The sequence below is a fragment of the Algoriphagus sp. SE2 genome, assembly GCF_039563885.1.
Taxonomy (GTDB): Bacteria; Bacteroidota; Bacteroidia; order Cytophagales; family Cyclobacteriaceae; genus Algoriphagus.
The window spans coordinates 37,526-54,989 of sequence record NZ_JBCLWJ010000002.1; the positions used below are offsets into that span (position 1 = coordinate 37,526).

Sequence of the window (17,464 nt, forward strand, 5' to 3'; positions counted from 1 at the left end):
CTCATCCTAATTGCCATTAACTTGCCAGCCGCCTCCAAGGCTTCTGTAGAGTTCGACTTTGGCCAAAGCCAATTGCATCTTCAATTGCACCACTTCTAACTGGTTTTGCAAGGCATCTTCCTGAGCATTGATGATTTCCAGATAATTAGCAAAACCACTTTCGAATAGCAAAAATGCATCAGTCATCCCTTTGGTAGTTGTCCGCATTCTTTCCTGGGCGATTTCATATTCTTCCTGCAGCTTTTCCATATTCACCAAAGCACTGGAAACCTCCATCACAGCAGTATTTACCTTGTCTCTAAAATCTAATTCTGCAATTTCCCGCTGCTTGATAGCAATTCGGTGATTTGTCTTCAGCTTTCTATTTTGAAAAATAGGTTGGAATAATGCCCCATTCAGTAAGGCAAAACCAGAACCTACCGGGTCAAAGACTGAACCGAAAGCCATGGAATTCAATCCAGCACCTGCACTAATTGTCAATGAGGGATATTTCATCGCTTTAGTAATTCCGACTCGGGCATTCGTAGCGATCAATTCATATTCTGAAGCTGCCACATCTGGCCTGTTTTGGATAAGCTCAATTGGTACTCCTGTGGTATATTCATGGTCCAACGCTAACTGATCCAAAAGCCCCTTAAACTCCAATGCACCAGGATTTTTTCCCAAAAGGTTGTTCAATCTATTCTCTTGAATAGTATAAGCTTTTTCCAATTGAGGAATAAGAGCCTTCGCTCTCAGCATCTGTGATTTTGTTTGCTGGATTGCCAAAGAGGTGTTTTCCCCAGCATCATACTGAAGCTCCACAATTCTCAAAGTGTTTTTACTAAGGTCATAATTCCGCTGCGCAACTGTCAGCTGCGATTTGAGCATCAGGATATTGAAATAAGTTGAGGCAATCTCCGAAACCAAGGCAGTTTGAACAGCTTTTCGGAATTCCTGAGTTTGCATGTATTTGGCTTGTGCAGCCTCTTTTTGCCAACGTAACTTTCCCCATATATCGATCTCCCAACTCGCCTGAAGTGTCACTGCATAAGCGAGATTTTCGGTGTATAAAGTATTAGGAACACCATCAGGATGGTTTCTCCTGGATCTATTCGAACCGTAATTATTGAAATTTCCTGAGTAGTACTCCCGTGTAAAACGGGCTGGATTAGAATTCAGGCTTGGTAAGAAATTCGCTTTGGATTGAAGAAAGCTCTCATTCGCAATCTCAATCTGTTTCGCTGTTTTCTGCATGTCAAAATTGCCCACCAAAGCAGAATCTATCAGTGAGTTTAACATGGAATCCTGAAAGAATTCTTCCCAATTGATGGTGGCAATTGGTTTATCTCCTACAAAAACACTATCCTGAAGCTTGTCACTTCCGTAAAACTCATCCGGTAAATTGGTTTCAGGACGAGTGTAGTTTTCGCCCACTTTGCAGCTCGCTGCCACCAATATCAAAAAGAGATATACTATTTTCTTTGCGTGGTTCATTGTACTGCTGTTTCTACTTTTTTACTTACTTTCAGAGTGAATCGATCCTGCAATTCTTGGAATACATAGGATAGAACCGGTATGAAAATCAGACCTAGTGAAATTCCGAAAATCATCCCTCCGGCAGTACCAATACTGACAGACTTGGTTCCTTCCGCCGAAGAGCCAACCGAAAACATCAATGGAATCAAGCCTGCGGTAAATGCAAAGGAGGTCATCATTATCGGTCTTAATCTCAACTGACAAGCTTCAATTACTGCTTCGAAAACAGGCAATCCAGATCTTCTTTTTTGGGCGACAAACTCCACGATAAGGATCGCGTTTTTCGCCAACAAACCAATCAACATAATCAGCCCTACCTGCACATAAATATTATTATCGATTCCGGCAAGGTTGATAGAGGCAAAAACTCCTAAAATACCAGCTGGTAAAGAGAGGATCACTGCCATCGGAAGCCAGAAACTTTCGTATTGAGCGGCGAGAATGAAATAGGTTAAAATAATACTGATGATAAAGATGATTGTCGTATCAGAACCTGATTTCTTCTCCTCCAAACTCATTCCTGTCCATTCAAAACCAAGGTTGGCAGGAAGTTTATCCTCGCTGAATTTATCTAGCATTTTCATCACATCACCAGTACTGTAACCTTGTGCAGGCGTGATATTGATCCTTGCGGCATTGTATAAATTATATCTGAAAACTGTCTCAGGGCCGTAGGTTTGCTCCAGTCTTACAAAAGAACTCAGCGGAACCATCTCGTCTTTGTTGTTCTTAACCATGATGGAATTTATCGCGTCTGGAGTTTCGCGAAACTGAATATCTGATTGCATGTAGACCATGTATTGTCTAGTGAATCTGTTGAAATCTCCAACTCTCGTTCTACCGAAATTCGACTGGATGGTAAACATCATATCCTTCACGGATACGCCCAGCGCCTTTGCTTTTTCATAGTCAATATCCAATTTGAATTGAGGGAAATTGGTGTTGTAGGAAGTGAAAGCTTTCTCAATTTCCTTTTGGCTGGAAAGCTCTGATACAAACTCATTGATCAACACGCCGAATTCTGCCAAATCTCCATCTGAATAATCCTGAAGGACAATCTGAACACCGTCAAAATTCCCGAATCCCTGAACCGTCGGTCTTGGATACATATTGATTTTAGCTTCGTTCAAAACACTCAGTTTCTCCGTCAAATGCTTGACCACTTCTTTGATATTTGAAATATCTCCTCGCTCAGAAACTTCTTTCAGTTTCACATAACCCAAACCCGTAGAAGCACTTTCGGAATCATCCACGATGTTATAGCCGGAAACCGTGTTGACACTCGCCACAGCTGGTTCCAAATGAAGCAGAGAATCAGCCTCTCGAAGAAGTTGGTTGGTTCTATGAAGAGACGAACCTTCTGGCATGGTCAGGGAGAAAATCAGGAAATTATCATCTTCTGTGGGGATAAATCCTTTCGGAGTGGAAGATGCCAAAAAGAAAGTCAATCCTGAAACGACGACCAATCCACCGATTGTCCACCATCTTCTAATGATCGCCCATTTTACAAGTCTGATGTATTGGAAAGTGAATTTGTCAAATACCTTATCGAATTTTCTTAGGCCAACAGTCTTGAAGAATTTGAATTTATAAACCCCTTTGGAAGATTTGATTTTCCCGATCAGATTGTCTTTTTGGACTTTCTTCTTTTTGCCTTTACCTAAGATCAAAGCACTTAATACAGGTACCAAAGTCAGGGCATTAATGGCAGAAATAAGTACTGCGAAAATGATGGTAAAGGCAAATTCTTTATAGAAAACCCCAACCGGTCCATCCAAGAAGCCTGCAGGTAAAAATACCGCGGCAATCACAATGGTAATGGAAATAATCGCACCTGTAATTTCAGACATGGCGGAATTCACCGCATCGATGACATGCATGCCATGGTCATGGATTTTTTCATAAATCGCCTCAATCACCACAATGGCATCATCGACCACGATTCCGATGGCAAGAACGATCGAAAACATACTCAATACGTTCATCGTCGCGCCAATAGCCTGAAGGAAAAAGAAAGTACCGATCAAGGAAACCGGGATGGAAATTGCCGTAATAATCGTGGCTCGGAAATCCTGCAAAAAGATAAAGACTACCAAAAACACCAATACAAATGCCTCAATCAAGGTCTTTTGTACGTGATGCATGGATTCGTCAATTTGATCACGAACACTGTAAGTAATCTTGTATTTCATGCTCTCCGGGAAAGCTTTAGCTTGTTTTTCCATGATTTCACGGACCGCCTTGTCAATTTCCACAGCATTGGCACCTTGCTGCTGCACAATGTCAATAGTCACTGCAGATTTGCCATCTAGCTTGTTTTCACTGGCATAATTGGAAGCTCCAAACTCCAGTCTTGCAACATCTTTTAGCCGCAATTGAGAACCGTCTTCTTCTGATTTGATGACAATGTTTTCGTATTCTTCCGGTTCACTAAATCTGCCGGAATGCTTCAATACAATCTCGAAAGTTTCCTCTGAGTTTTCTCCGAATCTTCCAGGCGCCGCCTCAAAACTTTGATCCCTTACTTCGTTTAAAACCTCTCTTGGAGTCAAACCATATAGCGCTAGTTTCTCAGGATTAAGCCAGATTCGCATGGCATAGTCACGGGATCTCAAAATGGAAGCTTCAGCAATACCACTAACCCTTTTCAATTCCCTTCGAATGTTCATTCTGGTGTATGCATTCAAGAAAGTTTCGTCATAAGCTCCATTTTCACTGTAGATGTTGATGGTCATCAAAGAACCTTTCAGTCTTTTTAAAACGACAATTCCCGCTTCTCTAACTTCAGATGGAATTTGCTCCATCACTTTTGAGATTCGGTTTTGAATTTCTACCGCTGCTACATTGGGATCTGTACCTGGTTCGAAATAAACGGTGGATCTTCCTCGGCCTGAGTTGGTCGCAGTGGAGTTGATGTAACTCATGTTTTCTGCACCATTGATAGCTTCCTCGAGGGGTAGAAGAACAGAATTAGCAACAGTTTCTGCGTTGGCGCCTGGGTAGTATACCTGCACACTGACACTTGGCGGAGCTATTTCAGGGAATCTTTCCACCGGCAGTAGTCTCATGCTTGCTGCACCAGCCAAAACCAAAAGAATGGATATCACCAGCGCTAAAACTGGCCTTTGTATTATATTTTTTATCATGAGTTCATCAGGATTTACCTCGATAAAAGCGGGGAAATAAAAAAAAAGAGGTCCCGCTCCTCTACATTCTGTAAAGGAGAATCGATCAGGTTTAGGTCTGAATATCGCTCTGAAACATTTTTTGTGTCAGAGAGAATTGAGAATTATTTTGGGTTGTTATCTGTCAGGAGTCGACCTTGCTCAATTGGCTTTACAAGTACTCCATCACTTAATTTATCAAGACCGGCAGTCACAATTCGATCATTAGCTTTTAATACATCACCACTAACGATAAAGTCGTTACCAGACCTTCCTTCAATTTTGATTTCTTGTCTGACCACAGTATTGTCCTCATTTAAGACATAGATAAATCGTTTGTCCTGAATAGAAGTTGTGGCAGATTGGGGAACCAAAATGGCATTAGGATAAATCTGTTCCATCAGAATCTTTCCTGTATTTCCTGTTCTTAAAAGTGTATCAGGATTTTCGAAATGAGCTCTCAAGGTGATTGATCCGGTAGATCTGTTAATCTGACCTGAGTTAGCATCGATAGTTCCAACTTTGTCATATACACTTCCATCAGCTAAGACCAATTTCACATCAGGATTCATTTTTCTGGATGAAGAATCTTTCTTCATTCTTTCAAAGTAGAGGTAATCCGACTCACTCATGGAGAAATAGACATAGATCTCACTGACATTAGATAAGACTGTCAATGGTTCTGAATCCGATTTTTTCACCACGTTTCCAATAGATTTTGGGATTCTTCCCATTAGTCCATCCACAGGTGCCTTGATTGTAGTGAATTCCATATTGATGCGCATATTCGCAGCTGCTGCCTCTGCTTTTGCAAGTGAGGATTGTGCTACCTCATAATCCGCTTTTGTAGTTTCCATCCTAACTTCAGAGATCACTTCATTTTCGATCAAAGGTCGTAGCCTCTCGATCTCAGTTTTCGCTTTCCTCAACTTCGCTTTTTCAAGTTCTACATTTGCAAGGGCATTTTTCAGATCCTCCATATAAGGCTGACTATTAATTTTGAATAAGACATCACCTTTATTGACATATTGTCCTTCATCTACATAGATTTCCTCCAGGATCCCTTCCACCTGAGGTCGGATTTGTACGTTTTCTACACCCTCTACTGATCCTAAATACTTATAGGAAACAGCTGCTTTTTCCTCTTTCAATGTTAAAATGGGAAGTGGAATACCTTCTTCCTTCACTTCGGCTTCCTCACAACTGAGGATCCCAATGCCGAGGCAAAGAAGCAAGAGAGTTTGGGGTAAGGATTTTTTTATTTTATTAATAGTTGGTTGAGTTTTCATAATCAATAGGCTTTGATTCCTAGGTATTTGCTCTTTTCAGAAACCAATTAGAAATAATCATACCATGGGCTATATTTTGATCATTTGGACGATTATTGCTGATTATCAGGACGGAATTCATAAAAACCAACCTTTAATTGGGTAAAAAATGATGAAAATTGGGGAGGAAATAACCAATTATTAGAGTAGTAATTGGTTTCGATTAACTTTTTGGAAGTGAAGGAATAAAGCTTTCGGAGGGGGCTTTTTAAGATTTAACATTTTTTAAACTCTTGTCTGCTATTTTTTGCTTTCAAGAAAGGATGAAAAATAAAAAGCGATAAGCCTAATTTTTACTACTTTTGCCCCCAGAATGGATATGCAAAAAATAAGAAATTTCTGTATCATCGCCCATATTGATCATGGGAAGAGTACATTGGCGGATAGACTGCTGCAGGAGACTGATACCGTCGCTGATCGCGATATGCAGGCGCAGTTGTTAGATAATATGGATTTGGAGCGGGAACGTGGTATTACCATTAAATCTCATGCCATCCAGATGAAATATACCCACGAAGGGGAAGTTTATACGCTGAACCTCATTGATACTCCGGGACACGTTGATTTTTCCTACGAAGTTTCCAGATCCATTGCTGCCTGTGAAGGAGCTTTGTTGATTGTGGATGCTTCTCAAGGGATAGAGGCCCAGACCATCTCAAACTTATACCTTGCTTTGGGTCACGATCTGGAAATTATTCCTGTTTTAAATAAAATTGATCTTCCTGGAGCAGATCCGGAATCAGTCGCTGACGAGGTAATAGATTTGATAGGCTGTGATTGGGAAGATATTATTCTTGCCTCCGGCAAAACCGGAATTGGAATTGATGACATTTTGAAAGCTGTAGTGACAAGAATTCCTCCTCCTAAAGGAGATCCTGATGCCCCACTTCAAGCTATGATTTTTGATTCGGTTTATAACCCATTCCGTGGAGTGGAGGTTATTTTCCGAATTTTCAATGGGACTTTCAGCAAAGGCGATAAAATCAAGTTTGTTAATACAGGTAAGGAATACGAGGCCGATGAAATAGGTATTCTGGGATTGAATCAAATCCCACAGCAAACCATGAGCGCCGGCAATGTAGGTTACTTGATCTCTGGAGTTAAAGTTGCTAAAGAGATCAAAGTAGGGGATACGATTACCCATATCAAAAGACCTTGCGAGAAAGCAATTCAGGGCTTTGAAAATGTGAAGCCGATGGTTTTTGCGGGTATTTACCCAGTAGAAACTACCGATTATGAAGAATTGAGGGCATCCATGGAGAAGCTTCAGCTAAATGATGCTTCTTTGGTTTGGGAACCTGAAACTTCTGTAGCTCTTGGTTTTGGTTTTAGATGTGGATTCTTGGGTATGCTTCATATGGAAATCATTCAAGAGCGATTGGAGCGGGAATTCGATATGACTGTGATTACCACGGTTCCTTCGGTTCAATTTAAAGCATTAATGACCAATGATACTTATCAATTGATCAATGCACCATCCGATATGCCTGACCCAACACGAATGAAGCATATTGAGGAACCCTATGTTAAAGCTTCGATCATCACGGCGGCAGAATATGTTGGTGCAGTGATTACTCTTTGTATGGATAAGCGAGGTCAAATAAAGAATCAGGTTTATCTGACTGCTGACCGGGTAGAATTGACTTTCGATATGCCTTTGGCGGAAATTGTATTTGATTTCTTCGATAAGTTGAAAACTATTTCCAGGGGTTACGCTTCATTGGATTACGAATTAATCGGTTACCAAATTTCGAATATGGTTCGATTGGATGTAATGTTGAATGGCGAACCAGTTGATGCCTTATCAGCGGTAGTTCACAGAGATAAAGCTTATGAGTGGGGAAAGAGACTTTGTGAGAAGTTGAAAGAATTGGTACCGAGACAAATGTTTGAAATTGCTATTCAGGCTGCAATTGGCACTAAGATTATCGCCCGGGAGACAGTTAAGGCTTTGCGTAAAAACGTATTGGCGAAGTGTTATGGTGGTGATATTTCCCGTAAGCGTAAACTCCTTGAGAAGCAGAAGAAAGGTAAGAAACGCATGAGACAAGTCGGAAACGTCGAAGTGCCTCAGGAAGCGTTTATGGCGGTACTTAAGCTTGATTAATCTGATTTACGATTTTAGAAGTACGAATTACGAGATTTAATAGTACTTCTAACCTTAATTTTCATAGTTAAGTTTTTTAGATTTAGTTCTAAAATTTGATATATGAAACAGGAAATAATCAGGAGAACCAAGCAGTTTGCTATAGATGTTTGGAGATTATGTTCGAAGTTGCCACATTCCAGGGAGTTTAATGGTTATGTAAATCAACTCATTAGGAGTTCTAGTTCTTTTGCTGCCAACTATAGAGCAGTGACTAGAGCAAAATCTAAAGCCGATTTTATTAACAAATTGAAAATAGTAGAGGAGGAAGCTGATGAAAGCCAATTCTTTCTTGAGGTTATAAATGAAATAAACGACAATTTTGAATTATCATCAGAAATTAAGCGACTAATAAAAGAAGCAGATGAGCTAGTAGCTATCATTGTTGCTAGTATTAAAACATCAAGATCTAGTTAATTCTGAAATGGATTTTCAGGATCATAAAATAATTTAAGGGTTGGAGTTCCTGTGGATCTCGTAAATCCAAAATCGTAACTCGTAAATAAAATGATCTTAATCGACGGTAAAAAAACATCCGCTGAAATCAAATCCGAAATCGCTGCTCGAGTGGCGGAGATAAAAGCTGAAGGAGGAAAAATACCTCATTTGGCAGCTATTCTTGTTGGCAATGATGGGGCAAGTCAGACGTATGTAAATTCCAAGGTAAAAGCTTGTGGAGAATGTGGTTTTGAGTCAACTCTGGTTCGATTAGAAGATACAGTATCTGAGGCTGAACTTCTGAAAATGGTTGAGGATATTAATGAGAATCCGGAGATTGATGGATTGATTGTACAACTACCACTTCCAAAGCATATTTCTGTGAAGAAAGTGACTGATAAAATCAAGCCTGAAAAAGATGTGGATGGATTTACTCCTGCCAATGTGGGCCGTATGGCTCTAAACTGGCCAGCTTACGTGGCGGCAACTCCTAATGGAATTGTGGAGCTTCTAAAAAGATATGAGATTGAAACTTCTGGCAAAAACTGTGTGGTGATCGGAAGAAGCCATATTGTAGGAAGCCCAATGAGCATTCTGATGGCTAGAAATGATTACCCTGGAAATGCTACAGTGACATTGACTCACAGTCGAACAAAGAATCTGGAAGAAATAGCAAGAAATGCTGATATTTTGATCGTGGCTTTGGGTAAACCACAATTTGTCACTGCTGACATGGTGAAGCCGGGAGCTGTTGTAATTGATGTTGGGATCCACAGAATCGAAGATGCAAGCAAGAAATCAGGTTTTAGATTAGTGGGAGATGTGAAATTTGATGAAGTAGCTGAGAAAGCATCTGCAATTACACCGGTCCCAGGTGGAGTTGGTCCTATGACGATCGCCTCTCTTCTTTACAATACCTTGCTTTCTGCTGAAAAGAAAGTTTACGGGTAAATTAAAAAATATTTTGAAAAGCTTTAGGTTGAGGTTTGCTTCGAATAGGCAAGTCTGATACTTTTGCATTCCCAGTAAGCGCACGTGGTGAAACTGGTAGACACGCCAGCTTGAGGGGCTGGTGCTTTAAGTAGTGTGGAGGTTCGAATCCTCTCGTGCGCACAAGAAAGCTCTGAAGAAATTCAGGGCTTTTTTTGTATCCTTTGAGGTCTCAAAAACCTCGAAGGTTTTGTTTACCTTAAAGGCGCAGAGAACGCGGAGCTTTTCACAGTGAGGAAAGAATTGTTTAGGTCATTTCGACCAGAGCGAGCTTGCCTGCCGGGAGGTAGGAAATCTCTTCAAACTACCGTCAAGCGAATATCAAAACCAGGAACCTACCTAGCGATGTGTAGGTAATCATATTCTTCTGAAATAAAATCTCCCGCAAAGAAGCAAAAGAGCTTAGGAGTATCTAGTCATTTCGACCAGTGGGAGAAATCTCATTTTACTCAAATTAAAGTCAGGCGAGTGTCAGAGGCCGAAGCAGTCTCGGCTTAAAAAAATATCACAGCAAATTTACAGCGCAATTAAAATTAAAACGCGCTGAGATTTTAATAGTATCGTTTGTGCTTTTTCGGAATATTTAATAAGGATTCTTGTATTTCAATCGCCAATTGAACAATCGAAAAGATATCTTTTATTTTTTCCACCAATGGCCTCTTCTCTCCCCATATTTTCCTTACATTTTCGCCCAAATTAAATTTCTTATGAATCGACTCTTTAAAGCAGCTCTTTTCTCAGCTGCACTTTTCCTTTCCCAGTTTACATTTGCTCAATCTGAAGCTCAGTTTCCTTTGGTAAAAGGGTTTGGTGGAATTTATGAAATCCCTGATGCTACTGAGCGACCTGATCCAAGCCTGGAATATAAGGTTATTGTAGATATGACCACAGGGCCAGCAGATACTAAGCAAATCAGCAGATGGGTAGATAATGTGGCTAGGTTAATGAATCTTCATGGACTTGCCGGAGTGAAAAAAGAACAGATGCACGTGAAGGTAGTAATTCATGGCGGTGCAATTTTTACGATTTTGAATGATGCAAATTACAAGAGTCGCTATGAAGTAGATAATCCAAATCTTCCTGTTTTTGAAGCTTTGAAAGCTGCAGGTGTTGAAGTCTATGTCTGTGGACAGTCCATGCGTGCTAGATCCTTGAGCAAAGATGACATTTGGCCAGGGATTCAGATCGCACATTCTGCTCTCACCACTCTTACCACTTACGTACCTCAGGGATATACACTGCTGAAATTCTAATACTTGGAATAATTATTGGTATTTTTGGGGGATAGATTTATGAAAAAAGTCAATCCCCCATCCAAAACAGCCAGTAAAGTCGTTATCGGCTTTTTCTTTGCTGCTATCTTCCTGATTGGTGTAGCAGGATTGACCTATTATACCCTTAATCGGCTAGTTGATACAGTTGCCGAATTGGCCCGTCCCAATAAAAAGTTAAATCTTCTTAACGAATTACAAGCTCAAATTTTTTCGGTCTCTCAAATAGATCAAGTGGGTGTTGGAGGAGATTTTAGGGTGAAAGATTCCACCCTAAACTCATTAAACCTGAAGCTTTCTCAATTGGATGAATTAGCCTCTGATACCTTGGAAAAAAACAATATTCAAAGTATTAGAGAAAACCTGGCAACTTTGGTAACTGGCTACATGGATCTCTTTGAGGTGAAACGTAATCTGGCAAACCGTAATTTCACCCAGGAAGCTTTGAAAAAAGTAGAGCTAGGAATCCGAAGAAGAGCAGTTGATGTAGAAACCCAACCACTTAGAACCCTAGAACCAAGAAATATTATACTGGATGAACTTGAGGAACAAAATGCAAACCTTCAGGAACTTCCTCCAAATCAAGAGTTGCAGAGAGGGAGGGTTTTATCTAATGAATTATCCAAGGAAGAGGATAAATTGGTGAATTACCTTCGGAATCTTCAAAGGCAAAATTCTAGACCCAATTCGACGCAACCAGTTACCATTGACAGTATTCTTTATAACATCCGAGGAGTAATCAGTAGGATATACCGGGAGGAATCCTACCAACGAGAAAAGCTTGCCACCCTAGAAACGGATCTTTCAATAAAGCAAAGTGAAATAATTGGTACCATCCAACAATTGTTAAAGGTTCTCGAGGATACAGTAATAAAAGACTCAAACTCCCAAAACAATGCTGCTTTTGGACTGGTAAATGACGTTACCTTCTTTTTATTGATGATCGTTGGGCTAGCCGTTCTAGGTTCAGCACTTATGGTTTATTCAATTTTAAAGGAAATTAAATTGAATAAAACCTATCAGGAAAACCTCTTGATTTCTCAGCAAAAATCTGAACAGTTGGCCAGATCGAAGCAGGAATTTTTGGCAAACATGAGTCACGAGATTAGAAATCCACTTCATGTTATTCAGGGCTACCAATCTGTTTTGGAAAAATCAGAAATGAATACCGCCCAGCAATCTTACTTACGGATGATCGGGTTTGCTTCGCAGACATTAATGGAGATTGTGGATGATGTACTTGATTTTTCCAAACTTGAGGCAGGGAAACTAAAATTGGAGTATACGGCATTTGATCCAGTAGCCCTTTTCAGCTCTCTTCAGAATTTTTATGACCTACAAGCTGATGAAAAAAAACTTGCTTTCCATTGGGATTTGAATCTGCCAGAAGATAAATGGTTGGAAGGAGATCAGCTCCGTCTAAAACAGATTTTGAATAATTTACTTTCCAATGCATTTAAATTCACACAGGAAGGATCTATTCATGTAGATATAGCCTGGGCAAATGAAAAGCTAAGAGTTGAGATAAGCGATACTGGGATCGGAATGAGCGAAGAAGTATTGGAGAAGGTTTTTCTTGAATTTGATCAAGCCGATAATTCCATTTCCAGGAAATTTGGAGGTACGGGGCTTGGGTTAGCAATTGTTAATCGACTTGTGATGTTGATGGATGGGGAAATTGATACGAAAAGTGAAGTTGGAATAGGAACAGAAATTAAAATCACTTTACCCCTTAGAACAGTTCCTTCCAAAGCCGCAGAGGTAAATTCTGAAGAATTCAATTTCATCGATTTGAATGGTAAGAATGTGCTCTTAGTAGATGATGATAAAGTTGGCTTAAGGTACTTGGAAACAATATTCTCTTACTTCGGAGCGAATGTTATTGCCTTTCCGGGAGGGGCGAGCTTTCGGGATGAATTTGAAGAAATCGATATTGATCTTGCTATCATAGATATCCAAATGCCGGAATTTTCTGGGTTTGATGTGGTTAAATCTCTGCGATCTTTTACTTCTTACCAAACCCTGCCTATTCTGGCGATGACTGCCAATGTCTTCGTGGAAGAAAAGGAAAAAATGATGAAGGAAGGTTTTAATGAATTACTTTTTAAACCTTTCCAGGAAAGAGCATTGGTTGCGTGTCTTAGTAGAGTTTTCCCAGACAGGGCTACCAAGGGGCAGCCTGTGGCTTTGCCAAATCAAGCTGAAAATCATGATCTTTTCGATTTGAAAGATATGAGAAGGTTTTGTATGGGGGATGAAGATTTGTTGATGGATATTCTAAAAGATCTGATCAGAGATACCCAAAAAGATATGGCTAAACTTAAAAAGGCGAGACTAAATAACAGATGGGACGAAGTTTTGGAGATTTGTCACCAATTGGGAAGTCGATTGGGGCAGATAAAAAGTCCAAGTGGAGAACTCGCCAGAAAAGTAGAAAACAGTTTAAAATTAGGTACTCGGAACGGGTTGGGTGAAGTTTTAAATCTTTTGGATGTTGAGGTAAAACACCTATTATCGACTCTCTCAGAGTTAGTGTTTGCTCCGGCGAGTCGATAATATTTTATTAATCCAAACCGTATTTTTCCATTTTACTATACAAGGTTTTACGATCCATGTTAAGTATTCTGGCTGTTTTGGATTTATTGAATTTTGTATCATTTAAAACTTTTTGAATTAGTTCTTTCTCCTGCTCAACCCACTTAGATTTATAATCTTTGGGAGATGGTAGCTCATCATTCATAGAGAAGGAGGAATTACCGTTATTGAAACCGGAAACTTGACCAGATGGCTCATATAAATCAGAAGGAAGTGCATCTTTTTCCACCAATCCTCCTGAAGTTAGAAGAACAGCTCTTTTGATTATATTCCTGAGCTCCCTAAGATTTCCAGGCCAATCATATGCAAGGAATATTTCCCAAACTTCCGGAGTAAAGCCACTAACCGATTTGTTAAGGCGCTGATTACTCTCTTCTAAAAATTGCTGAGAAAAATCTTCAAGATCTTCTTTTCTTCTTCTTAATGGGATTGCATGAAGGGTGAATTCATTCAAACGGTGATACAAGTCCTCTCTGAAATGCCCGTCACCAGATTGTAAGATCAGATTGTCATTCGTTGCAGCAATAATTCTTACATCAATTTGGATTTCTTTATTTCCCCCAATTTTCCGGATTGTTCTTTCCTGTATAGCGCGTAGTAATTGGATTTGAACTTCATAGCTTAAGTTTCCAATCTCATCTAGAAAGATGGTTCCTCCCTTGGCAGACTCGAAATGCCCTGTTTTATGATCTAAAGCTCCGGTAAAAGCTCCTTTTACATGACCGAATAATTCACTTCCAGCAAGTTCTCTTGGCAATGCTCCACAATCAATTGCTACAAAAGGTCCATTTTTTCGGGTTGATAAATCATGGATTCTTCTCGATACGAATTCCTTTCCTGTACCAGTTTCTCCCAAAACTAAGACACTCAAATCAGTAGGAGCTACTAATTGTATGTGCTTTTCAAGTTTTTCGGCCTCAGCAGAACTACCAATTACATAACTTCCTTTAGCCACCTTTGGTAATGAAGGTTTTTGTGGAGTAGTTGGAGAATTCTGGATTTCTGGATTAGTCGTAGATAGTGACTCTTTTACAGTAGCCAATAACTCGTCCGGATTGATTGGTTTGGTGATATATTCAAAAGCACCAAGCTTCATGGCTTTGATTGCAATTCTTATATCTGAATAATGGGTGATAAGAATAACTTGGGTATGAGGATATTTGGATTTCGTCCATTGTAGTAACTCCATACCCGTGCCGTCAGGTAATCGAAAATCAGCAATGATCAAATCAAAATTATTTGAAGCCATCATTAACTGGGCATCCTTTACTTTGACGCAGGTCTGAACTGCATAGCCATTTTTCTCCAAAAAGGTCTTTACAATTCTAGAATAGGTGAGGTCGTCTTCGACTAATAATATATGCTTCATGCAAAAGTCTGGGTTTACATTACAAGTTTAACAAAAAAAGCATCTGGCAGGTGCCCGATGCTTTTAAATTAGTAAGGATTAAGCAACTAGTCTATTATTTTAATTCCATTTTGATCAAATTTTGCGATCAATTTTTCTTCAGTACCATTTTCAAATATGACCTCAAAGTGGAATGTCCTATCAAGTTGTGTGATTTGAGAGGCCTTCAAAACGGAAAGTGACTTTAATTTCTCGTCCGCTGCAATTGTTGTTTTTACAGCTTCAGGAAGAGCTTCAGGCTCGATTTTTACTTTTTCTTGCTGAATCGCTGATGCTTGATTAGTTGTCTGATTTATCCTTTTCTTAGGACTAGCCATAGCTCTTGATCCGAAAACAAACATCGCTTATAGGTAAATGATCTTTTTCAAGGCAACTAGTTGGTTAGGATAATCTTTTTCTAGGGTCTGAATTTTATTCTTCCAAACCTGAGCTTTCAAATCAATTATCTAATCATGCCAAGGATGTGCCAAGCACTTATTCCAGCACTTAAAGTACTTTTTTGATCAAGGTCAAAACTAAATATGGGGAAAATGCACTCAGTATGTTCCAAATAAACCATAAAAGTTATGGTTAAAACTCTGTTATCTTGCTTAATTTAAAGGTTTATCTGTTTTACGGTGATTCACAAAATTTAAAATTATGAAATCGAACTTTTTTGAAGAAAAATTCTTTTAAAAACTAGTAACTTTGAACTACCAATTAACATTCGCCAGAATCCATGAGTGACGCCATCAAACACGAGTGCGGTATAGCAATGATCAGGCTGCGTAAACCTGTACAATACTATATAGATAAGTACGGAACCGCAGCTTACGCAGCAAATAGACTTTATGTCTTAATGCAAAAACAAATCAATCGAGGTCAAGATGGCGCGGGAGTTGCCAATATAAAAATCGGTACCGATCCTGGAACAAGGTATATCAGCAGATACCGCTCTGTTGAACCGTCCGCTGTCAATTATATCTTTGACAAAATCACTAAGAAATATAAAAAGGCTAAGAAAATCGGAGGACATGATGCTCTTACAGATGCAGAATGGCTAAAAGAAAATATTGCATTCACAGGAGAGGTTTGGTTAGGTCATCTTCGGTATGGAACCCATGGTGAAAATAGCATTGAAACCTGTCACCCTTTCCTAAAGCAGAATAACTGGAGAAGTAGAAACCTAGTCATGGCAGGAAACTTTAACATGACTAATGTTGAAGAACTATTTAGTAGACTGGTACAGCTTGGTCAGCATCCAAAAGAAAAAACAGATACGGTTACCGTAATGGAAAAAATCGGTCACTTTTTGGATGAGGAAAATCAACGAATTTTCGATAAATACAAGCACCAATATTCGAATGAGCAGATTACAAATGTAATTGAGAATGAGCTTGACTTGGCAAGAATTCTAAGGAGGTCTTGTAGGGATTTTGATGGTGGATATACCATGGCGGGAATGGTAGGGAATGGTTCAGCATTCGTAGTTAGAGATCCATCCGGGATTCGTCCTGCATATTATTATGCAGACGACGAAGTGATAGTCGTAGCTTCAGAAAAGCCAGCCATTAAATCTGCCTTTAACATTGATTTCAACTCAATTCAGGAAATCAAGCCAGGGCATGCCTTGGTTATCAATAAGGATGCTTCTTACGCAGAGTCAGAAATCCTTCCCGCCCGAGAGAAAAAGTCATGCAGTTTTGAGAGAATTTATTTCTCAAGAGGAACAGATCCTGCGATTTATCAGGAAAGAAAAGATCTTGGAAAAGCTTTGATTCCCCAGATTTTGAAGGCAATTGATTTTGATCTAAAGAACACTGTATTTTCTTACATTCCAAATACTGCCGAAACTGCATTTTTGGGAATGATTGAAGGTTTAGAGGATTACTTGAGTGCCAAAAGACGAGAAGTATTTTTGGATGGGAAGCCTCATATGGGTGAACTTGATGAACTTCTGAATTTCAGGCCAAGAGTTGAGAAATTGGTAAGTAAGGATGTAAAACTTCGAACTTTTATCACAAATGATGATGAACGTGATACGATGGTCGCCAATGTTTACGATACTACTTATGAAGTCATAAAACCGGGAATTGATTCCTTAGTGGTTATTGATGATAGTATTGTCAGAGGTACCACATTGGAAAAAAGTATTTTAACTACGCTTGATAAGTTAAATCCAAAAAGAATAATCATCGTTTCTTCTGCGCCTCAAATAAGGTTCCCTGATTGTTATGGGATTGATATGTCCCGAATGAAAGAATTCATAGCTTTCAGAGCCGCCTTAGCACTTCTGAAAGAAAGGGGTATGGAGGATGTATTGGAGAAAATTCATGAGTCTTGCCTAAGCCATCCTAATTCTTATGAGAATTATGTGAAGGAAGTATACAGTTCATTTACAGATGATGAAATTTCTGAAAAAATAGCAGAAATAGTATCTGGTGATAACATTAAAGCGGAAGTTAAAGTCATCTTTCAAACTGTAGATAACTTGCACAAGTGCATTCCAAATCATATTGGAGATTGGTATTTTACCGGTAATTATCCAACTACAGGAGGTACTAGGGTAGTTAACAGATCATTTGCAAACTTTATGGAAGGAATTACCGTCCGGGCATACTAATTAA

Annotated in this window: 11 protein-coding genes and 1 tRNA gene; 7 read left to right on the top strand and 5 right to left on the bottom strand. The window is 39.4% G+C overall.

Annotated features, from left to right (window positions below):
- Positions 1-6 precede the first annotated feature (6 nt).
- From AAGF08_RS02385 to AAGF08_RS02395, 3 genes are all read right to left on the bottom strand, one after another.
- On the bottom strand, positions 7-1,476 hold the full coding sequence (locus AAGF08_RS02385) for an efflux transporter outer membrane subunit (RefSeq protein ID WP_343509331.1): 1,470 nt from the start codon (positions 1,474-1,476) through the stop codon (positions 7-9).
- Positions 1,473-4,664, bottom strand: a complete 3,192-nt coding sequence (locus AAGF08_RS02390; RefSeq protein ID WP_343509332.1) for an efflux RND transporter permease subunit — start codon at positions 4,662-4,664, stop codon at positions 1,473-1,475. The genes AAGF08_RS02385 and AAGF08_RS02390 overlap by 4 nt, the downstream gene beginning before the upstream one ends.
- 143 nt (positions 4,665-4,807) lie before the next feature.
- The gene (locus tag AAGF08_RS02395; RefSeq protein ID WP_343509333.1) at positions 4,808-5,971 is read right to left on the bottom strand and encodes an efflux RND transporter periplasmic adaptor subunit; all 1,164 of its coding nucleotides are present in this window, start codon (positions 5,969-5,971) and stop codon (positions 4,808-4,810) included.
- Positions 5,972-6,323: 352 nt separating this feature from the next.
- On the opposite strand from AAGF08_RS02395, the gene lepA reads away from it, so the two are divergent.
- The 6 genes from lepA to AAGF08_RS02425 all read left to right on the top strand — a co-directional run bounded on the left by lepA (position 6,324) and on the right by AAGF08_RS02425 (position 13,411).
- Complete coding sequence (lepA, locus tag AAGF08_RS02400; RefSeq protein ID WP_343509334.1) at positions 6,324-8,117, top strand: translation elongation factor 4; 1,794 nt, start codon at positions 6,324-6,326, stop codon at positions 8,115-8,117.
- 102 nt (positions 8,118-8,219) lie between these two features.
- Positions 8,220-8,573 carry a four helix bundle protein gene (locus AAGF08_RS02405; RefSeq protein ID WP_343509335.1) on the top strand — a complete coding sequence of 118 codons (354 nt, stop codon included), beginning with the start codon at positions 8,220-8,222 and terminating at the stop codon, positions 8,571-8,573.
- Positions 8,574-8,663: 90 nt separating this feature from the next.
- Positions 8,664-9,545, top strand: a complete 882-nt coding sequence (locus AAGF08_RS02410; RefSeq protein ID WP_343509336.1) for a tetrahydrofolate dehydrogenase/cyclohydrolase catalytic domain-containing protein — start codon at positions 8,664-8,666, stop codon at positions 9,543-9,545.
- A 78-nt stretch (positions 9,546-9,623) separates the two neighbouring features.
- Positions 9,624-9,707, top strand: a tRNA-Leu gene (locus AAGF08_RS02415).
- Positions 9,708-10,291: 584 nt separating this feature from the next.
- The gene (locus tag AAGF08_RS02420; protein ID WP_343509337.1) at positions 10,292-10,837 is read left to right on the top strand and encodes a DsrE family protein; all 546 of its coding nucleotides are present in this window, start codon (positions 10,292-10,294) and stop codon (positions 10,835-10,837) included.
- Positions 10,838-10,876: 39 nt separating this feature from the next.
- Positions 10,877-13,411: an ATP-binding protein gene (locus AAGF08_RS02425; RefSeq protein WP_343509338.1), complete on the top strand. Its 2,535-nt coding sequence runs from the start codon at positions 10,877-10,879 to the stop codon at positions 13,409-13,411.
- Positions 13,412-13,418: 7 nt separating this feature from the next.
- Here the strand turns inward: AAGF08_RS02425 and AAGF08_RS02430 are convergent, their stop codons facing one another.
- Entirely contained in the window at positions 13,419-14,819 is a 1,401-nt protein-coding gene (locus tag AAGF08_RS02430; protein ID WP_343509339.1) for a sigma-54 dependent transcriptional regulator, read from the bottom strand.
- A gap of 86 nt (positions 14,820-14,905) precedes the next feature.
- Positions 14,906-15,199 carry a hypothetical protein gene (locus AAGF08_RS02435; protein ID WP_343509340.1) on the bottom strand — a complete coding sequence of 98 codons (294 nt, stop codon included), beginning with the start codon at positions 15,197-15,199 and terminating at the stop codon, positions 14,906-14,908.
- Positions 15,200-15,576: 377 nt separating this feature from the next.
- Between AAGF08_RS02435 and AAGF08_RS02440 the strand changes: the two genes are divergently transcribed.
- The gene (locus AAGF08_RS02440; protein WP_343509341.1) at positions 15,577-17,460 is read left to right on the top strand and encodes an amidophosphoribosyltransferase; all 1,884 of its coding nucleotides are present in this window, start codon (positions 15,577-15,579) and stop codon (positions 17,458-17,460) included.
- Positions 17,461-17,464: the final 4 nt, after the last annotated feature.

Coding starts and splice junctions, on each gene's coding strand:
- AAGF08_RS02390 (WP_343509332.1), bottom strand. CDS start 4,664: ATGATAAAAAATATAATACAAAGGCCAGTTTTAGCGCTGGTGATATCC.
- AAGF08_RS02425 (WP_343509338.1), top strand. CDS start 10,877: ATGAAAAAAGTCAATCCCCCATCCAAAACAGCCAGTAAAGTCGTTATC.
- AAGF08_RS02440 (WP_343509341.1), top strand. CDS start 15,577: ATGAGTGACGCCATCAAACACGAGTGCGGTATAGCAATGATCAGGCTG.
- AAGF08_RS02405 (WP_343509335.1), top strand. CDS start 8,220: ATGAAACAGGAAATAATCAGGAGAACCAAGCAGTTTGCTATAGATGTT.
- AAGF08_RS02410 (WP_343509336.1), top strand. CDS start 8,664: ATGATCTTAATCGACGGTAAAAAAACATCCGCTGAAATCAAATCCGAA.
- lepA (WP_343509334.1), top strand. CDS start 6,324: ATGGATATGCAAAAAATAAGAAATTTCTGTATCATCGCCCATATTGAT.
- AAGF08_RS02420 (WP_343509337.1), top strand. CDS start 10,292: ATGAATCGACTCTTTAAAGCAGCTCTTTTCTCAGCTGCACTTTTCCTT.
- AAGF08_RS02385 (WP_343509331.1), bottom strand. CDS start 1,476: ATGAACCACGCAAAGAAAATAGTATATCTCTTTTTGATATTGGTGGCA.
- AAGF08_RS02395 (WP_343509333.1), bottom strand. CDS start 5,971: ATGAAAACTCAACCAACTATTAATAAAATAAAAAAATCCTTACCCCAA.
- AAGF08_RS02435 (WP_343509340.1), bottom strand. CDS start 15,199: ATGTTTGTTTTCGGATCAAGAGCTATGGCTAGTCCTAAGAAAAGGATA.
- AAGF08_RS02430 (WP_343509339.1), bottom strand. CDS start 14,819: ATGAAGCATATATTATTAGTCGAAGACGACCTCACCTATTCTAGAATT.